The following is a 15,909-nucleotide window of genomic DNA, read 5'->3' on the forward strand; positions in this document are numbered from 1 at the left end:
ATCAGCGTCCCTTCCACTGCGGCGCGCGCTTCTCGCGGAACGCGGTGGCCCCCTCTTTGGCGTCATCCGACGAACGGATCGGCTCGTAGATCTCCCACATCCGCTCGAAACGCTCGTCGTTGTCCCAGTCGCGCGCCTTGGTCCAGATCTCCTTGGTGCCGCGGACCGCGAGTGGACCGTTCTTGGCGATGCGCTGCGCCAGGTCGATGGCGGTGGCCAGCGCGTCGCCCTTCGGCGTGAGGCGGTTGATCAGTCCGGCATTGCGCGCCTGCTCGGCGTTGACGAAATCACCGGTCAGGGCCCATTCGAGACCGAGTGCGTACGGCACCCGCTCGGGCAGCCGGAGCAGTCCCCCACCACCGGCGAGTAGACCGCGCTTGACCTCCGGCAGACCGAAGACAGCCGTCTCGGAAGCGACGACGAGGTCGCACGCCAGGACGATCTCGAACCCGCCTGCGATCGCGTGGCCTTCGACGGCAGCGATGACCGGCTTGGCCGGCGGGGTCTGCGCGATGCCCGCGAAGCCACGCCCCTCGATGGACGGACGTTCGCCTGCGAGGAATGCCTTGAGATCCATGCCGGTACAGAACGTGCCACCCGCACCGGTCAGGACGCCCGCGGTGAGTTCGGGCGTCGCGTCGAGCTGGTCCATCGCGTCGGCGATCGCCTGCGCGGTAACCGTGTTGATCGCGTTTCGAACATCGGGGCGGTCGATGGTGACGACGAGGACGCCGCCTCGCACCTCGGTATGAACGGTCACTTCGGTGCCATCCTGATCGCGCCGTCGAGACGGATGACCTCACCGTTGAGCATCCCGTTGTCGATGATCGCCAAGGCGAGCCGGGCGTATTCGTCGGGATCACCGAGACGGGCCGGGTTCGGGATCTGGGCGGCGAGTCCGTCGCGGATCTCTGGGGAGAAGCGCGACAGGATCGGAGTGTCGAAGACCCCAGGGGCAATCGAGTTGACACGCACCAGTTTGCGCGCAAGGTCGCGCGCGGCCACCAGCGTCATCCCGACGACGCCTGCCTTCGCCGAGGCGTAGGGGATCTGGCCGATCTGGCCTTCCCACGCGGCAACCGACGCGGTCATGATGACGACGCCGCGCTCACCGTCGACCACCTCGTTGGTGACCATCCGGGCCGCTGCCAACCGAAGCACGTTGAAGCTGCCGATGAGGTTGGTGGTGATGAGCGACGTGTACATGTCGAGCGATCCTGGCTGGCCGTCCCGTTCGACGACGCGGACGGTGCCGCCGCGCCCGGCGCAATGCACCACAGTGCGCAGCGGGGCCTTGGCCACGGCGAGGTCGAGGGCGGCGTCGACGGCCGTCGGGTCGGCGACGTCGGCAGGTCCGAACTGGACCAGTTCGCCGAGATCGGCCGCAACGTCGGCGCCCGCCGACGTCGGCAGGTCGACGATCACGACGTGGACGCCCTGTTCGACGAGTCGTTTCACGGTTGCCAGGCCGAGGCCGGACGCGCCGCCGGTCACGATGGCGGATGTGTTGGTCAGTTGCATGTCGGTGTTCCTTTCCTGGGGAGGGTGCTCAGACGAGGGACTCGACGATGGTGGCGTTCGCCATCCCGCCTGCCTCGCACATGGTCTGCAGGCCGTAGCGGCCGCCGGTGGCGGCGAGGTGGTTGATCATGGTGGTCATGATGCGGGCGCCGGACGCGCCGAGCGGGTGACCGAGCGCGACCGCGCCACCCACCGGGTTGAGCTTGTCGTCGGGTACCCCGAGTTCGGCTGCAACGGCGAGCGGGACCGATGCGAAGGCCTCGTTGACCTCGAATGACGCGATGTCACCGACGGACAGGCCCGCCTTGGCGAGCGCCTTGCGCGACGCCGGTATCGGTGCGGTGAGCATGAGCATCGGATCGTCGCCGATGACCGCCGAGGCCACGATGCGGGCGATCGGTTTCAGCTTGAGCGCCGCAGCCTTCTGCTCGCTCATGATCAGCAGGGCCGACGCACCGTCGGTGATCTGCGAGGCGTTGCCCGCGGTGACCTTCCAGTCGATATGCCCGAAACGTTCCCGGTTGGCGTCGTTGCCGAAGACCGCGCGCAGCTCACCGAGTTTCGCCGCGGTGGTCCCGGCGCGGATCGATTCGTCCCGGTCGACGGACCCGGCCTCGGTGTGCACACCGATGATCTCGTTGTCGAAGGCGCCGCGGGCCACGGCAGCGGCGGCGCGTTCGTGTGACCGCGCCGAGTATTCGTCGAGCGCGGTGCGCGAGATGTTCCACTTGTCGGCGACGAGTTCCGCGGCGACACCCTGACTGACGAGCGCCCCGAACCGACTCTGCACTTCGGGACCGAACGGATCCGCGTCACCGCGCGCACTGCCCATCGGGACGCGGCTCATCGATTCGACGCCGCCCGCGATGACCATGTCGTACGTGCCGGCCATGACGCCCTGCACCCCGAAATCGACCGCCTGCTGGCCGGAACCGCATTTGCGCTCGATCGTCACCGACGGGACGTGCACGGGGAAACCCGCGGACAGCGCCGCCATCCGCCCCGGCGTCGCCGATTGCTCGAGGTTCTGTCCGACGCAACCGACCAGGATGTCCTCGACCTCGCCCGGCTCGATGCCGGTGCGGGTCACGAGCGCGCTCAGCACGCCCGCGAGCAGGTCGACGGGGTGGACGCCGGCCAGGGCTCCGCCCGCACGCCCCTTCCCCATCGGGGTGCGGACCGCGTCGACGATGACCGCGTTTGGCATTTCGATCTCCTTGTCGGTCGGCGTGCTCGACAACGCCCAACATTGATGATTATGTTTACCACAATTTAGGCGAGCGGAGTCACATCCGCCGACCGCCAGGTCCCGACGCCACTCCAAGAATGAGATCCAGATCATATTTATGATAATCCTTGTACTGGATTAACTCTCGCCCGAACTTTCCCGAGGAGGTGGCCGATGAACACGCGCCCAACCGTCGTCGCGACCGGCGCGGCCGAAAGCATCGGCGTCACGATCGAATTCCGGGACGGACCGACCACCATCCGCATCAACGCGATCGCTCCGGGCTCGGGACCGAGCCGTCGCAGGACTTCACACGCCGCGGGATCATCCACGAACAGGACCTCCCGGACCGGCTCCCGATGGGCCGTTTCGGCCTCCCATCCGAGGTCGGGAGATCGCCATCCCCCTCGACACCGCGGCCTCGTCGCACATCACCCGGAGTGACGGTGCCGATCGACGACGGCCGGGCCCCAGGGAATCGCGTGCAGAAATTTTCCGATGCCCAGTGCATGGCGGCTTAATTTATGACTATAGTTATTACAGTTGTGTAGACCGCGCTCACATTTCACCATCCGTGAGCGCCGACGTCACAAGCACCCACCAGCGATTACCCGAGCGAGGAGAGGGGTCACCATGCCCATGCCCCACACTGACAACGACGACCTGCAGGCCATCAAGCAGTTGGCCGCACGGGTGGCAGAGGAGCGGTTCGCTCCGAAGGCCGCCCAGTGGGACGCCGACCGCACCGCGGTCCCGCTCGAGGACCGCCAGTTCCTCGGCTCCCTGGGCTTTCTGGGCATCGCGCTCCCCGAGGAGTACGGCGGCTCCGGCGCGCCACTCTCCCACGCCCTGACGGTCATCGAGCAACTCGCCTATCACTGTCGCCCCGCCGCATTCCAGGTGTTCGAGTCCAACACCGGGCCGGCTCAGGTCATCGCCCGGCTCGGCACCGAGGATCAGAAGCAACGGTTCCTGCCGGGCATCATCGCGGGCGACATCACCATGGCGGTCGCGATCTCCGAGCCCGACGCGGGTTCGGCGGCGACGGACCTGACGACCAAGGCCGTCGTCGGCGCCGACAGCGTCCGGGTCACCGGCAACAAGCGCTGGATCTCCAACGGCAGCGAAGCCGACGTCTACCTGGTGTACTCGCGGATGTCCGACGCGCCGGGAGCCAAAGGCATCGGCGCCGTGCTCGTCGAGGCCAACCGCGCCGGCGTCAGCTTCGGCTCCCGCGAGAAGCTGATGGGCTTCCGCGGCATCCCGTCTGCCGACATCTACTTCGACGACGTCGAGGTCCCCATGGAGAACATCGTCGTGCGGCCCGGCGGCTTCCGGAAGCTGTTCACCGCGTTCTCCATCGAGCGACTCGGTAACACGACAATGAGCCTCGCCCTCGGCCAGCGTGCACTCGATCTGACAGTGCAGTACGTGCAGGAACGCGAGCAGTTCGGCAAGCCCTTGATCGAGTTCCAAGCCGTGCAGATGACCGTCGCCGACATGGCGTTGCAGGTGGAGCAGGCTCGACTGCTCCTCGAACGCGCCGCAGCCGGCGTGATCACCGGCTCGGAGCTGCCCAACCCGCTGCACGTGTCGCTGGCCAAGTGCACCGCCAACGAGATGGCCAAGAAGGTCACCGATCTCGCCATGCAGTTGCACGGCGGTAACGGCTACACCGAGGAGTTCGGCCTCGAGCGCATGCACCGCGACGCGCACGGCTGGGCCCTCGCCGGCGGCACCCCTACCATGCAGCGCACCCGCATCGTCTCGGAACTGCTCGGACGCAACTTCGATCAGCGCAAGTGAGTAAGGAGAACCATCAATGGACTTCTACACGGATCTTACGGCGAACTTCACCGATCCCGACGATTGGACGCTGGCCACGGTGCTGCGTACCCACGCCGCGAACACCCCGGACGCGTCGTGCCTGTTCGCCCCCGAAGAGGATCTCGAGCTGACTTACGCTGCGGCCCTCATGCAGACCGAGCGGATCGCCGGATCGATCAAAGCGGCCGGCGCCGCGCACGGCGACCGCGTCGCAATCATGGCGCAGAACTCGTCCCGGTTTGTTCTGACCTGGTGGGCCACCGCCGTCGGCGGCACCGTCGAGGTGCCGATCAACACGAACTACGAGGGCGAGTTCCTCAAGCACCAGTTCTCCGTCGCGCAGGCGCACTGGGCAGTGATCGACGATGAGTACGCGGCACGATTCGTCGCCGTCGCCGACGCTGACCCGGCCAACGGCGTCAACGGGGTGAAGAAGTTCTGGGTCATCGACAACGGTGCGCTCGACGAGGCACTCGCGACGCTCACCGCGGCCGGTTTCGACGCCGCGCCGTGGGATGAGCTGCCCGGTGGCGAGCCGCTCAACGCACCGGCGCCGTCTCCCCAGGAACTCGGCGCGATCTTCTTCACATCCGGCACCACCGGACCGTCGAAGGGCGTCGCGATGCCGCACGCCCAGCTGTATTTCTTCGCACAGGAAGTGGTCTGCCTGACGCGCCTCACGGCGTCGGATCGCTACCTGACCACGACGCCGCTGTTCCACGGCAACGCGACGTTCATGGCGGTGTACCCGGCACTCGTCGCCGGCGCCGGCGCGGTGATCCGCCGTAAGTTCAGCGCAAGCCGATGGATCGACCACGTCCGCGACTCGGGGGTCACCGTGACCAACTTCGTCGGCGTGATGATGGACTTCGCGTGGAAGCAGGAGCCACGCGAGGACGACCTCGACAACAGCCTGCGGTGCATCTACGCGGCACCCATCGCGTCGACGATCGCCGAGGACTTCAAGAAGCGCTACGGGATCGAGACGTTCGTCAACGCGTTCGGTCTCACCGAGACATCCGCACCGATCATCTCTCCGTACAACGTCGACATCCCCGTCGGCGCGGCCGGCCTGCAGGCGTCGGACTGGTTCGACATCAGACTGGTCGATCCGAAGACCGACCGCCAGGTGGCGATCGGCGAGGTCGGCGAGTTGGTCGTCCGCCCGAAGGTGCCGTTCATCTGCAGCAACGGGTACTACGGCATGCCGGACAAGACAGTCGAGGCGTGGCGCAACCTGTGGTTCCACACCGGCGACGCGCTGCGCCGGGACACCGACGGCTGGTACTACTTCGTCGACCGCTACAAGGACGCGCTGCGACGCCGCGGCGAGAACATCTCGTCGTATGAGGTGGAGCAGGTCGTGCTGGGGCACCCGGCCGTGCACGAGTGCGCCGTGGTCGGTGTGCCTGCCGACGTCGACGCGGGCGAAGATGAGGTACTTGCGGCGATCGTCCTCAACGAGCCTGTCGACCCGGCCGAGGTCCTCGCGTTCTGCGACGGACGTATCCCGGCATTCGCCCGTCCCCGCTATATCCGCACCGTCGACGCGTTGCCGAAGACGCCGTCGGAGAAGGTCCGCAAGGCGGTCCTCCGTGACGAGGGCATCACTCCCGATACCTTCGACGCCGAGCGCGCCACCGTCTGACCGGTCGAACACCGCAAGAAGGAAGCACCATGGACTACACCCCGGACTCCACGCACGAAGACATCCGCAAGGCCGTCGAGCAGTTGTGTCAGCGATTTCCCGATGAATACTGGATGGAGCACGACGACTCGCACGAGTTCCCGTGGGAGTTCTACAACGCGATTGCCGAGGGCGGCTGGCTCGGGCTCACCGTGCCCGAGGAGTACGGCGGAGGCGGCCTTGGCGTCACCGAGGCCGCGGTCGTCGAGCGGGCGATCTCGGCGTCGGGGGCCGGCATGGGCGGCTGCAGCGCCGTGCACATCGGCATCTTCGGCTTCGAGCCGATCATCCACCACGGCAGCGAGGAGATGAAGCGCAAGTATCTGCCGCGCGTCGTCACCGGCGACCTGCACACGTCGTTCGCGGTCACCGAGCCGGACGCGGGCACCGACACCACCAACATCAAGACCTTCGCCACCAAGGTCGACGGCGGTTTCCGGGTCACCGGCAAGAAGGTGTGGATCACCAAGGCGCAGGAAGCCGAGAAGATGCTGCTGCTGTGTCGCACCTCACCTCGCGAGGAGGGCGCCAAGCGCACGGCGGGCATGACGCTGCTGTTCGCCGATGTCGACCGCGACCACGTCCAGATTCGCGAGATCCCCAAGATGGGCCGCAACGCCGTTGACACGAACGAGTTGTTCATCGACGACCTGTTCGTCGCCGACGAGGACGTCGTCGGCGAGGTCGGGCACGGTTTCCGAACGATCCTCGGCGGCCTCAACGCCGAGCGCGTCATCTCCGCGAACGCCGCACTCGGCATCGGTGAGGCTGCGCTGCGGCGCGGCGTCCGCTACGCCAACGAGCGCGAGGTGTTCGGTCGCCCGATCGGGAAGAACCAGGGCATCGCCTTCCAACTCGCCGAGGCCCGGATCAAGCTCGACGCCGCTCAGGCCGTCCTCGACAAGGCCGCGTGGATGGTCGATGAGGGACTGCCATGCGGTAGGGAGGCGAACGCGGCGAAGTATCTGTGTGCCGAAGCCGGCTTCTTCGCTGCGGACGTGGCCCTGCAGGTGCACGGCGGTTTCGGGTTCGGCCGAGAATTTCATGTGGAACGCTACTTCCGCGAGGCCCGACTCATGCGCATCGCGCCGATCAGCCAGGAGATGGTGCTCAACTACGTGGCCGAGCACGTCCTCGGCCTACCTCGCAACTACTGATCGACGCGCCGGCATCGAGTAACGCACGAGAGGCAACCATGCACCCCTACCGTTCCATCCTTTTCGTTCCGGGACACCGACCCGCATGGGCCGAGAAGGCCATCACCGCCGGCGCGGACTGCATCGTTCTCGACCTCGAGGACTCGGTACCGGCCGCGGAGAAGGCCGCCGCCCGCGACACCGTCGCGGGGCTCATCGGGACCGTTCGGGAGAACCACCCGAACGTCGGGATCTTCGTCCGCGTCAACCCGCTGGCCACCCGCCTGACCGGCAGCGATCTGGAGACCGTCGTCGTGCCGGGGCTGAACGGGATCTTCGCCCCCAAGATCGAGGCCGAACGCGACGTGCTCCAGTACGACGCGCTGCTCGATCACTTCGAGACGCGCAACGGCGTCGACGGACTCGAATACATCGTTCCCGTCGAGACGGTCAAGGCCATCTGGAACTGCCGGGAGATCGCCGCGGCGTCGCCGCGGGTCGGCGCCATGATCGGCCCGACCGCCGAGCACGCCGACATCGCCCGCGAGGTCGGTTTCGAATGGACGCCCGAAGGTCAGGAGTCGCTGTACCTGCGCAGCCGGGTCTTGCTCGCCTGCCGCGAGTCGGGGCTGCACGCTCTCACCGCACTCTGGGAGGACCTGGCGAACATCGACGGTCTGCGCGCTTTCGCCACGCAGGGACGCGGTCTCGGGTTCCGCGGCATGATTGCGATCCACCCCAGCCACGTCGAGACGATCAACGACGTCTTCAGCCCGTCCGCCGCCGACATCGAGTTCTACCAGGGCATGGTCGACGCCTACGAGAAGGCCGCGGCCGACGGGGTCGGCGCGCTGCGCTACCGCGGGCTGCACATCGACAAGGCGCACTACGACAAGGCCGTCGGCTGGCTTGAGCGCGCCGCGGCGATCACGAACAAGTGACCCATCTTTTCGAAAGGAGTCTGGCCCCGTGTCTGATGTGAAGCAACCCGACCTGACGCACACCGTCGACCAGTCCTGGGTTCCCCCGAACCGCACCCTGCTGATAGGCGGCGCCGACGTCGCTCCCGAGGGCGACACCTGGGACGTCGTGAACCCGGCGACCGAGGAGGTCATCGCGACCGTTGGCGGCGCCTCCGCCCCCCAGGTCGACGCCGCCGTCACCGCCGCGCGCACGGCGTTTCCGAAGTGGGCCGCGCTGTCCGGCGAGGAGCGCAGCGTACACATCCACCGGTTCGCAGACGCCCTCGAACGGGCCGCGGACAAACTGCTCCCCTCGATCGTCAACGAGGTGGGCACCCCGGTCGCGCTGGCCGAGTACCTGCAGGTCAAGATGGCTGTCGACGAGCATCTTCGATGGGCAGCCGAGGCCGCCAAGACCGACCGCACACTCCACTTGGGCGAGTACGACAAGCCGGTGCCGACGATGAGCGACGTGGTCCACGACCCGGTCGGGGTGGTCGCGGCGATCACCGGCTACAACTATCCGCTGAACCTTGCCGTCTTCAAGTTCGGCGCCGCGCTCGCCGCCGGTTGCACCGTGGTGCTGTTCCCGTCCCCGCGTACCCCACTGACCACGCTGTTCCTGGCCGAACTCATCAAGGAGTCGGGCCTGCCTGACGGTGTTATGAACATCGTCGTCGGCGGCGTGGACGTCGGTAAACAACTGTCGTCGCATCCGGGCGTCGACCGGGTGTCGTTCACCGGTTCGGACGGGGTTGGCGCGCAGATCATGGCGCAGGCGGCGGCCAACCTGACCGGCGTCACCCTGGAGCTCGGCGGCAAGTCGCCGAACATCGTGCTCCCCGGTGTCGACGTACGCAAGATCGCCGTCGAGATGCATCTGCGGTGGTCGCGCAACGGCGGTCAGGGATGCGCGGCGCTCGCCCGGCTGCTCGTTCACGACACCGTGTACGACGAGTTCCTGGAAGCGGGTGCCAGCGCCTTCGACCAGATGGTCGTCGGCGATCCGTGGGACCCGCGGACCAACATCGGCCCGATGATCCGCCCGGATCACCGCGCGAGCGTGCAGAGCTTCATCGACGACTCCCTGGCCGTCGGCGGCCGCAAACTCCTCGAAGTGACCAAGCCGGTGCCGGAGAAGGGCTACTTCATCAACCCGGTCCTGCTCGGCGACCTCGCTCCCGACGCCCGCGCCGTCCAGAAGGAGATCTTCGGCCCGGTGGCCGTGATCCTGCCGTTCAAAGACACCGACGATGCGATCCGCCTCGCCAACGACACCCCGTTCGGTCTCGCCGCCAACGTGTGGTGCGACGACCCCATCGAGGCGCGCCGCGTCGCCGAGCAGATCCGTGCGGGCACCGTGTGGATCAACGGCGGCGGCGCCATGCGTCCCGACGCCCCGTTCGGCGGCTTCGGGCGGTCGGGCGTGGGCCGCGAACTCGGCGAATGGGGTATGCGCGAATACCTCGAGCCCAAGCACATCCAGTGGAGGATCTGATGAGTGACAATGGCGCACCCCTCGCCGGCCTGAAGGTCGTCGAACTCGGCACGATGTACGCCGCCCCGACCGCCGGACGCATGCTCCGCGACTTCGGCGCCGACGTCGTCAAGGTCGAGGACCCGACCACCGGCGACTACGCCCGCCAGTGGGTTCCGCAGAAGGACGGGCTCTCGCTCGGCTTCGCTCGGCTCAACGCGGGCAAGCGGTCGGTCGGCATCGACCTGCGGTCCGGCGACGGCCGCGAACTGGTCAAGCGACTCATCGCCGACGCCGACGTCGTCATCGAATCGTTCCGCCCCGGGCGGCTCGAGGACTGGGGTCTGGGCCCCGACGTCCTGCACGAGATCAATCCCGGACTGGTGATCGCCCGCGTATCCGGGTTCGGCCAGACCGGCCCGAAACGGTTGCTCCCGGGATTCGGCACGGTCGCCGAGACCGCCAGCGGCTTCGCGAACGTCAACGGCCAACCCGACAGCCCGCCGACGTCGCCGCCGTTCGGTTTCGCCGACTCCATCGCCGGGCTGTCCGCCGCGATGGGCACCTCGATGGCCCTGTTCAACCGCAGCCGCACCGGTCGCGGTGAAGTGGTCGACGTCGCGCTGTACGAGCCACTGATGTTCATCATCGGCGACATGTTCCTCAAGTACACGGCGCTCGGCGAGATCCAGCAGCGCATCGGCAACAGCACCGGTGCGGCGTCGCCGCGCGGCATCTACGAGGCCGGAGACGGCCGGTACCTGTCGATCGCCGCCTCCAACCAGGCGATCGCCACGCGACTGTTCGCGGCGATGGGCCGTCCGGAGGTGATCTCCGATCCGCGCTACGCGACCAACGCCGACCGGCTCGCCAACAACGACGAGGTGCAGGCCATGGTCATCGAATGGTGCAAGAGTGCTCCGCGCGACGACATCCTGGCGACGCTGGAGAAGTTCGAGGTGGTCTCCGCCGCCGTCAACGACGCATCCGACGTCGTCGCCGACCCGCACTTCCAGGAGCGGACGCTCGTCGAGATCACCGGCAACGACATCTTGCGAAACACGCTGATGCCCGGGCCGGTGCTGCACATGGCCGGTTATGCGGGCCCCGTCTATGACGGTGTCGCGACGGTCGGCGAGCAGACCCGCGAGGTCCTGAGCGAGCGTCTCGGTCTCGACGACGCCGAACTCGAACGCCTCGCTGCCGCAGGCGTCATCAATCATGGAGGAAACAAGTGACCACCAACGAGCCGAATCTGTTCGACCTCCCGGACAGGTATCGCGAACTGCAGGAACAGGCTCGTGAGCTCGCCGTGTCGGTGCGCGACATCGCGGCCCGGGCCGACGAGTCCAGCAGCACCGATCCCGATGTCCGGGCACGCCTGGCGGCGTCGAAGCTGACCGAGTTGGCCGTACCCAAGCGGTGGGGCGGCCGGTTCGACGCCGTCGACTCGCTCGCGATGACCGTCGTGCGCGAGCAACTCGCCGCCGAGAGCGGGCACCTCGACTCGATGTTCGCGATGCAGGGCATCGGTAGCTACGGGCTCGCGGTCGCGGGCGCCGACACCGTTCGCGACAAATGGCTGCCGCGGGTCGCGTCGCTGGATGCGATCGCCGCGCTCGGTCTGACCGAACCGCATGTCGGATCGGACCTCAAAGCGCTCACGACGACCGCGGTGGTCGACGGTGACGAGATCGTCGTGAACGGCCACAAGTCGTTCATCACCAACGGCGGGGACGCCGCCTTCTACAGCGTGCTCGCCAAGGAGGGCGACGGTTTTTCCCTGGTCCTGGTGCCGGCCGATACGCCGGGCGTGACCACCGAACGCCCGCATCAGATCATCGCCCCACATGTGCTCTCCGACGTCATCCTGACCGATGTGCGGGTGCCGCTCGACCATCGGATCGGTGAGCCGGGCAAGGGATTCTCGCTGGTGCTGGCGACCCTCGCGACGTTCCGCGTCTCAGTGGCGGGTGCGGCGGTCGGCATGGCCGAGGCCGCGCTGCGACTGGCGCTCGACCACGCGAACAACCGTCACCAGTTCGGTGGGCCGCTGTCGCGATTGGGATCGGTTCCCGAGCATCTCGCGTCCTGCTGGACCGACATCGAGGCCGCCCGGTCGTTGACCTACCGCGCAGCTGCGGCGTCCGCACGCGATCCGCGCGCCAACCTGCACCTGTCGTCGATGGCGAAGGTCGCGGCGACCGAGACGTGCGGCCGGGTGGTCGACCGGAGCGTCCAGATCATGGGCCGGTTCGGTATCACCCGCGGCACCGACATCGAGCGTCTCTACCGCGAAGCTCGCCCCACCCGCATCTACGAGGGTTCCACCGAGGTCATCTTCGACTCGCTGGCCAAGCAGCTGATCAAGCGCGGGTTGTAGCCCGTCCCGCTGCCGCCGACGGTGCTCGGCAGCGGAGACTCCGTCGCCTTGCTGCCCGCCAATACCTCACGGCCCTCTCGACCGGCATGATCGTTTCCGAGATGTCGGACGCTTCGTACCGACGGTCGACTGGCGGCGCCGACGGCACCCTTGTGCCTGGTCTCGTCTTCGGTTTCCGCGGTGGCCGTTCCGCCGCCGGCGTGCCTACACCGGGTTGGCCGGGCCTGCCCTCTCCATGTAGGTGCACGCAACAGCCCACGCCCCCGTCTGGGAGCGTGGGCTCGCGGTCATGTGAACCAGCCGCCCACGATCGCGCGCGGGGCGTCACCAGGCAGCCGAATCCGATCGTCGGACGGAAGTACCTCCCCGTAGAGGTCCGAACGGGTCGCGTAAACGAACCGGATCCGGCGGGCCGCGAACACCCATCGCCCATCGCGGACAACGTAGGAATCTTCGTATTCGTGTGCGGCGACGACAACGCCTCGGCCGGTGACGAGTTCGGCGTGCGCGGTCGCGATCCCCTCGCCCGTCTGCCCGGACACGTGCACCACATGCGTCTCCGGCGTATGCAGCATCCGGCGAAAGCCACGCATCGACGCGGCGAGCAGGTCGAGCACCGCCGGCCGTCCGGACGCGATCTCGCCGTCTCGATCAAGTACCGCGTCCGGCGCGAACATCAGCTCCAGCGCGTCGAGGTCGTGCGCGTCCACCGCGATCGCATAGAGAACGGCGAGGTCACGCAGGGACTCGCGGTCCGCCGAAGCACCGTCCTGGGTCACTTCCGTGCGAGCACGCACCCACGACGACAGGTCACGCATCACACGTCGAAACTGGGAGCGGGCAGTGTCTGGAGAAGGTCCCGCATCCGCTGTGGAATCGGCGCCTTCGCGAAGTCGGCGTCGCGGACCGCGAACACCATCTGTCCCTTGGTGAGCAGTTCGCCGTCGCGCGTGAACTCGAACCCCACGGCATAGGACGAGTTGCCTATCTTGTCGGCGACGGCCTGGCAGCGGAGCTTGTCGAGCACCTTCGCCGTCTGCTTGTACTGCGCCGATGAACTGAGCCCGACGGTCAGAACGCCGACCTGGCCGAGGAGATCGCCGCTGCGCAGGCCGTGCGCGGCCAACCAAGTGGAGTAGCAGCGCTCCATCCACCGGTAGTAGATCCCGAAGTAGGCGATGCCGACCGTGTCGCAGTCGCCGTAGGCGAGCTGAAAGTCCAGCGTCCCGTTCGCGATCGGATCGTCATTGCTGTTGTTCGCTGAGGCCATCGTCTCTCTCATTTGTCCATGATCACGGTCGCGGTACCGGACATCACGCGTCCGACACCGTCGACGTCCAACCAGATCTCACAGTCGATCCGCTGGCCCTCCGGCCCCTGCACCACCGCGGTGACCTCCGCGCCCGCGCGTACCGTCTGGCCGCCGAACACGTTGCCCAGAAACCGAACCCGGAACTCGCGAATCCGATCCCGCCCGCCCGCCCACTGCGCGAGCATCGACTGGATGTATCCCATATTGAGCGGCCCCTGATTGACCGGCGCGTCGCCGAGCCCGAGGTCGGCGACCGCACGTGTGTCCCAGTGGATGGGGTTCGGATCCTCCAGCAGAGCCGCCATGATCTTCATCTTCTCGGCGTCGACGACGATGTCCCGCCCGGTCACGACGTCTCCCACGGCAACGCTCACGACGCGTCCTTCCTCGGTAGCACCAACGAGTTCCAGCACGTGGCGACTTTCTCGTCGCCACGCCACAGATCGAATTCGTAACCGACGATGTCGAACGTTCCGGTCCGTCGGCCCACCTTGCGGTCGAACGACGTGATCGAACCGGTCACCCGGTACCTGCCGTAGGACAGCGGGGCGTGCATAGTCGTTCGGTGCTCCCCGAACATCGGCCCGTCGTCGGCGGTTGCATCGAACCATGCGAACAATTCGTCCCAGGTCAGGCCTTTTCCGCCGACCGACGCCATCCACGCCAGCACCGGCGGCGGCATCGGGTCGTACGGGTCGTCGCCGAGGGGCGTCGGCCAACAACCACACCCGCCACGGTGCGATGGTGTATTCGCCGCCGGGAAAGGCGCGGCCGACGATCGACGAGTATCTCTCGGTCTCGTCAGACATTTCCGTCGTGGTCCTCCCAGAAGGGTTTGCGCAGTTCTCGTTTGAGGATCTTGCCGGTCGGCGCCTTGGGCAACTCGCTGACGAACTCGATCGACCGCGGCTTCTGGTAACTCGCGAGATTCGCCTTCGCCTGCTCGATCAACTGCGCTTCGGTGACGTTCTGCCCCGGTTTGAGGACCACGAAGCCCTTGACGGACTCGCCCCACTCTTCGTCCGGCACACCGATCACAGCACATTCCAGCACCGCGGGATGCGTCGCAATGGCCTCCTCGACCTGTACCGAGTAGATGTTCTCCCCACCGGAGATGATCATGTCCTTGGCTCGGTCGACGATGAACACGTACCGCTCGGCGTCCCAGGTCGCGATGTCGCCGGTCCACATCCACCCGTCTCGCAGGGTGTGTTGAGTCTGTTCGGGTTTGTTGAGATAGCCGATCATGTTGGCCGGGCTCTTGACGATGATCTCGCCGGGCGTCTTGTTGTCGCATGCCACCGGGTCGCCGGTGAGCGGGTCGACCACCCGAACCTGTGTGACGAAACCTTCGCGGCCACACGACTTCAAGCGTTCCGGGTGGATGCCCGCAACGGCCTTGAGGTGATCCTCCTGAGAGAGGAACGTCATGGTCGTGCCCTCGGTCTGCCCGTAGCCCTGGATCAGGGTGCACGGGAAATTGTCGAGCGCCTGTCGCACGATGTTCGACGGCATCGGGCCGCCGCCGTACTGGATGTTGCGCAGACTCGACAAGTCATAGGACGCGAAGTTCTTCTGCGCCATCATCCAGTTCAGCATCGTCGTGACGCCGAGAAACGCCGACACCTTCTCGTTCTCGATCAACTCCAGCGCCAGGGTCGGTTCGAAGTTCATCAGGACCAGCGGGCAACCGTGCTTCAGGTAGTTCATCGCCAGCACGATCGGGATGTGGAACATCTGCCCGGTCAGCATGTAGACGTCGGTCGGCACGATCCGTTCGGCGACGGTCTGGTTCAGCATGCCGGCTGCGGCACTGGCGTGAGTGTGGAGCGCGCCCTTCGACGGCCCCGTCGTGCCGCCGGTGTACAGGAGGAAGAACGGGTCGTCGTCGGCGACCGGAATCCGCAGCTCGTCGGTGGATCCCCCGTCGATGAGGTCATCCAGGGTGCCGTCGCTTCCGGCACCGAACGACAGCCAGTGCGGAATGTCCAGCCGGCCTTGGAGTTCGGCCATCACACCGGCGAACTCGCCTTCGGCGATCAGCACCTTGGGCGCGGCGTCTATCAGCAGTTCGGCCAATGCCGGCGTCGCGAGACGCCAGTTCAGCGGCTGAGTGACGACTCCGATGCGGCCGGCGGCGAAGTAGAGCGCTTGGAATTCGACGCAGTTGCGCGAGATCATGGCGACCACGTCGCCGGGGACCACGCCCAGGGACAACAGCCCGTTGGCCATGCGCCGGACCATCTCGTCGAGTTCGGCCCAGGTGACGCGTCGATCGTTGGGGGCGTCGTAGATTGCCTGGTTGCCGGGAGTGAGGGCAGCCCATTTGGCGGGGATCAGTCCCTGATTCATTGTCAGTTCCCTAATGCTTCGTGT

The 15,909-nt window shown here is 66.8% G+C and carries 15 protein-coding genes; 7 read left to right on the forward strand and 8 right to left on the reverse strand.

Annotation, left to right across the window (positions count from 1 at the left end):
* Window position 1 precedes the first annotated feature (1 nt).
* Genes OVA31_RS04695 through OVA31_RS04705 form a run of 3 tightly spaced genes read right to left on the reverse strand, consistent with a single transcriptional unit; the run spans window position 2 to window position 2,728 of the window.
* On the reverse strand, window positions 2-760 hold the full coding sequence (locus OVA31_RS04695; RefSeq protein ID WP_267629936.1) for a crotonase/enoyl-CoA hydratase family protein: 759 nt from the start codon (window positions 758-760) through the stop codon (window positions 2-4).
* A complete protein-coding gene (locus tag OVA31_RS04700) occupies window positions 757-1,521 on the reverse strand; it encodes an SDR family NAD(P)-dependent oxidoreductase (protein WP_267629937.1) in 765 nt (254 codons plus the stop codon). The genes OVA31_RS04695 and OVA31_RS04700 overlap by 4 nt, the downstream gene beginning before the upstream one ends.
* 28 nt (window positions 1,522-1,549) lie before the next feature.
* The gene (locus OVA31_RS04705; protein WP_267629938.1) at window positions 1,550-2,728 is read right to left on the reverse strand and encodes a thiolase family protein; all 1,179 of its coding nucleotides are present in this window, start codon (window positions 2,726-2,728) and stop codon (window positions 1,550-1,552) included.
* Between the two features lie 654 nt (window positions 2,729-3,382).
* Between OVA31_RS04705 and OVA31_RS04710 the strand changes: the two genes are divergently transcribed.
* From OVA31_RS04710 to OVA31_RS04740, 7 genes are read left to right on the forward strand one after another with little or no spacing between them, the layout of a single operon-like run.
* Window positions 3,383-4,555, forward strand: coding sequence for an acyl-CoA dehydrogenase family protein (locus OVA31_RS04710; protein WP_267629939.1), 1,173 nt, complete (start codon window positions 3,383-3,385; stop codon window positions 4,553-4,555).
* Window positions 4,556-4,571: 16 nt separating this feature from the next.
* Window positions 4,572-6,224, forward strand: coding sequence for an AMP-binding protein (locus tag OVA31_RS04715; protein ID WP_267629940.1), 1,653 nt, complete (start codon window positions 4,572-4,574; stop codon window positions 6,222-6,224).
* A gap of 29 nt (window positions 6,225-6,253) precedes the next feature.
* Window positions 6,254-7,420, forward strand: coding sequence for an acyl-CoA dehydrogenase family protein (locus OVA31_RS04720; RefSeq protein WP_267629941.1), 1,167 nt, complete (start codon window positions 6,254-6,256; stop codon window positions 7,418-7,420).
* A gap of 38 nt (window positions 7,421-7,458) precedes the next feature.
* Window positions 7,459-8,340 carry an HpcH/HpaI aldolase/citrate lyase family protein gene (locus OVA31_RS04725; RefSeq protein WP_267629942.1) on the forward strand — a complete coding sequence of 294 codons (882 nt, stop codon included), beginning with the start codon at window positions 7,459-7,461 and terminating at the stop codon, window positions 8,338-8,340.
* A gap of 28 nt (window positions 8,341-8,368) precedes the next feature.
* Entirely contained in the window at window positions 8,369-9,859 is a 1,491-nt protein-coding gene (locus tag OVA31_RS04730; RefSeq protein ID WP_267629943.1) for an aldehyde dehydrogenase family protein, read from the forward strand.
* On the forward strand, window positions 9,859-11,076 hold the full coding sequence (locus tag OVA31_RS04735; protein ID WP_267629945.1) for a CaiB/BaiF CoA transferase family protein: 1,218 nt from the start codon (window positions 9,859-9,861) through the stop codon (window positions 11,074-11,076). Before OVA31_RS04730 ends, OVA31_RS04735 begins: the two co-directional genes overlap by 1 nt.
* Complete coding sequence (locus tag OVA31_RS04740) at window positions 11,073-12,221, forward strand: acyl-CoA dehydrogenase family protein (protein WP_267629947.1); 1,149 nt, start codon at window positions 11,073-11,075, stop codon at window positions 12,219-12,221. The genes OVA31_RS04735 and OVA31_RS04740 overlap by 4 nt, the downstream gene beginning before the upstream one ends.
* 287 nt (window positions 12,222-12,508) lie before the next feature.
* Here the strand turns inward: OVA31_RS04740 and OVA31_RS04745 are convergent, their stop codons facing one another.
* The 5 genes from OVA31_RS04745 to OVA31_RS04765 all read right to left on the reverse strand — a co-directional run bounded on the left by OVA31_RS04745 (window position 12,509) and on the right by OVA31_RS04765 (window position 15,885).
* On the reverse strand, window positions 12,509-13,039 hold the full coding sequence (locus OVA31_RS04745) for a nuclear transport factor 2 family protein (protein WP_267631408.1): 531 nt from the start codon (window positions 13,037-13,039) through the stop codon (window positions 12,509-12,511).
* Window positions 13,039-13,491, reverse strand: coding sequence for an acyl-CoA thioesterase (locus OVA31_RS04750; protein WP_267629948.1), 453 nt, complete (start codon window positions 13,489-13,491; stop codon window positions 13,039-13,041). Before OVA31_RS04750 ends, OVA31_RS04745 begins: the two co-directional genes overlap by 1 nt.
* Window positions 13,492-13,499: 8 nt before the next feature.
* Window positions 13,500-13,907, reverse strand: coding sequence for a MaoC family dehydratase (locus tag OVA31_RS04755; RefSeq protein WP_267629949.1), 408 nt, complete (start codon window positions 13,905-13,907; stop codon window positions 13,500-13,502).
* Window positions 13,904-14,215 carry a hypothetical protein gene (locus OVA31_RS04760; RefSeq protein WP_267629950.1) on the reverse strand — a complete coding sequence of 104 codons (312 nt, stop codon included), beginning with the start codon at window positions 14,213-14,215 and terminating at the stop codon, window positions 13,904-13,906. Before OVA31_RS04760 ends, OVA31_RS04755 begins: the two co-directional genes overlap by 4 nt.
* Before the next feature lie 119 nt (window positions 14,216-14,334).
* Complete coding sequence (locus OVA31_RS04765) at window positions 14,335-15,885, reverse strand: AMP-binding protein (RefSeq protein ID WP_267629951.1); 1,551 nt, start codon at window positions 15,883-15,885, stop codon at window positions 14,335-14,337.
* Window positions 15,886-15,909: the final 24 nt, after the last annotated feature.

Source organism: Gordonia sp. SL306, assembly GCF_026625785.1.
Classification (GTDB): Bacteria; Actinomycetota; Actinomycetes; order Mycobacteriales; family Mycobacteriaceae; genus Gordonia.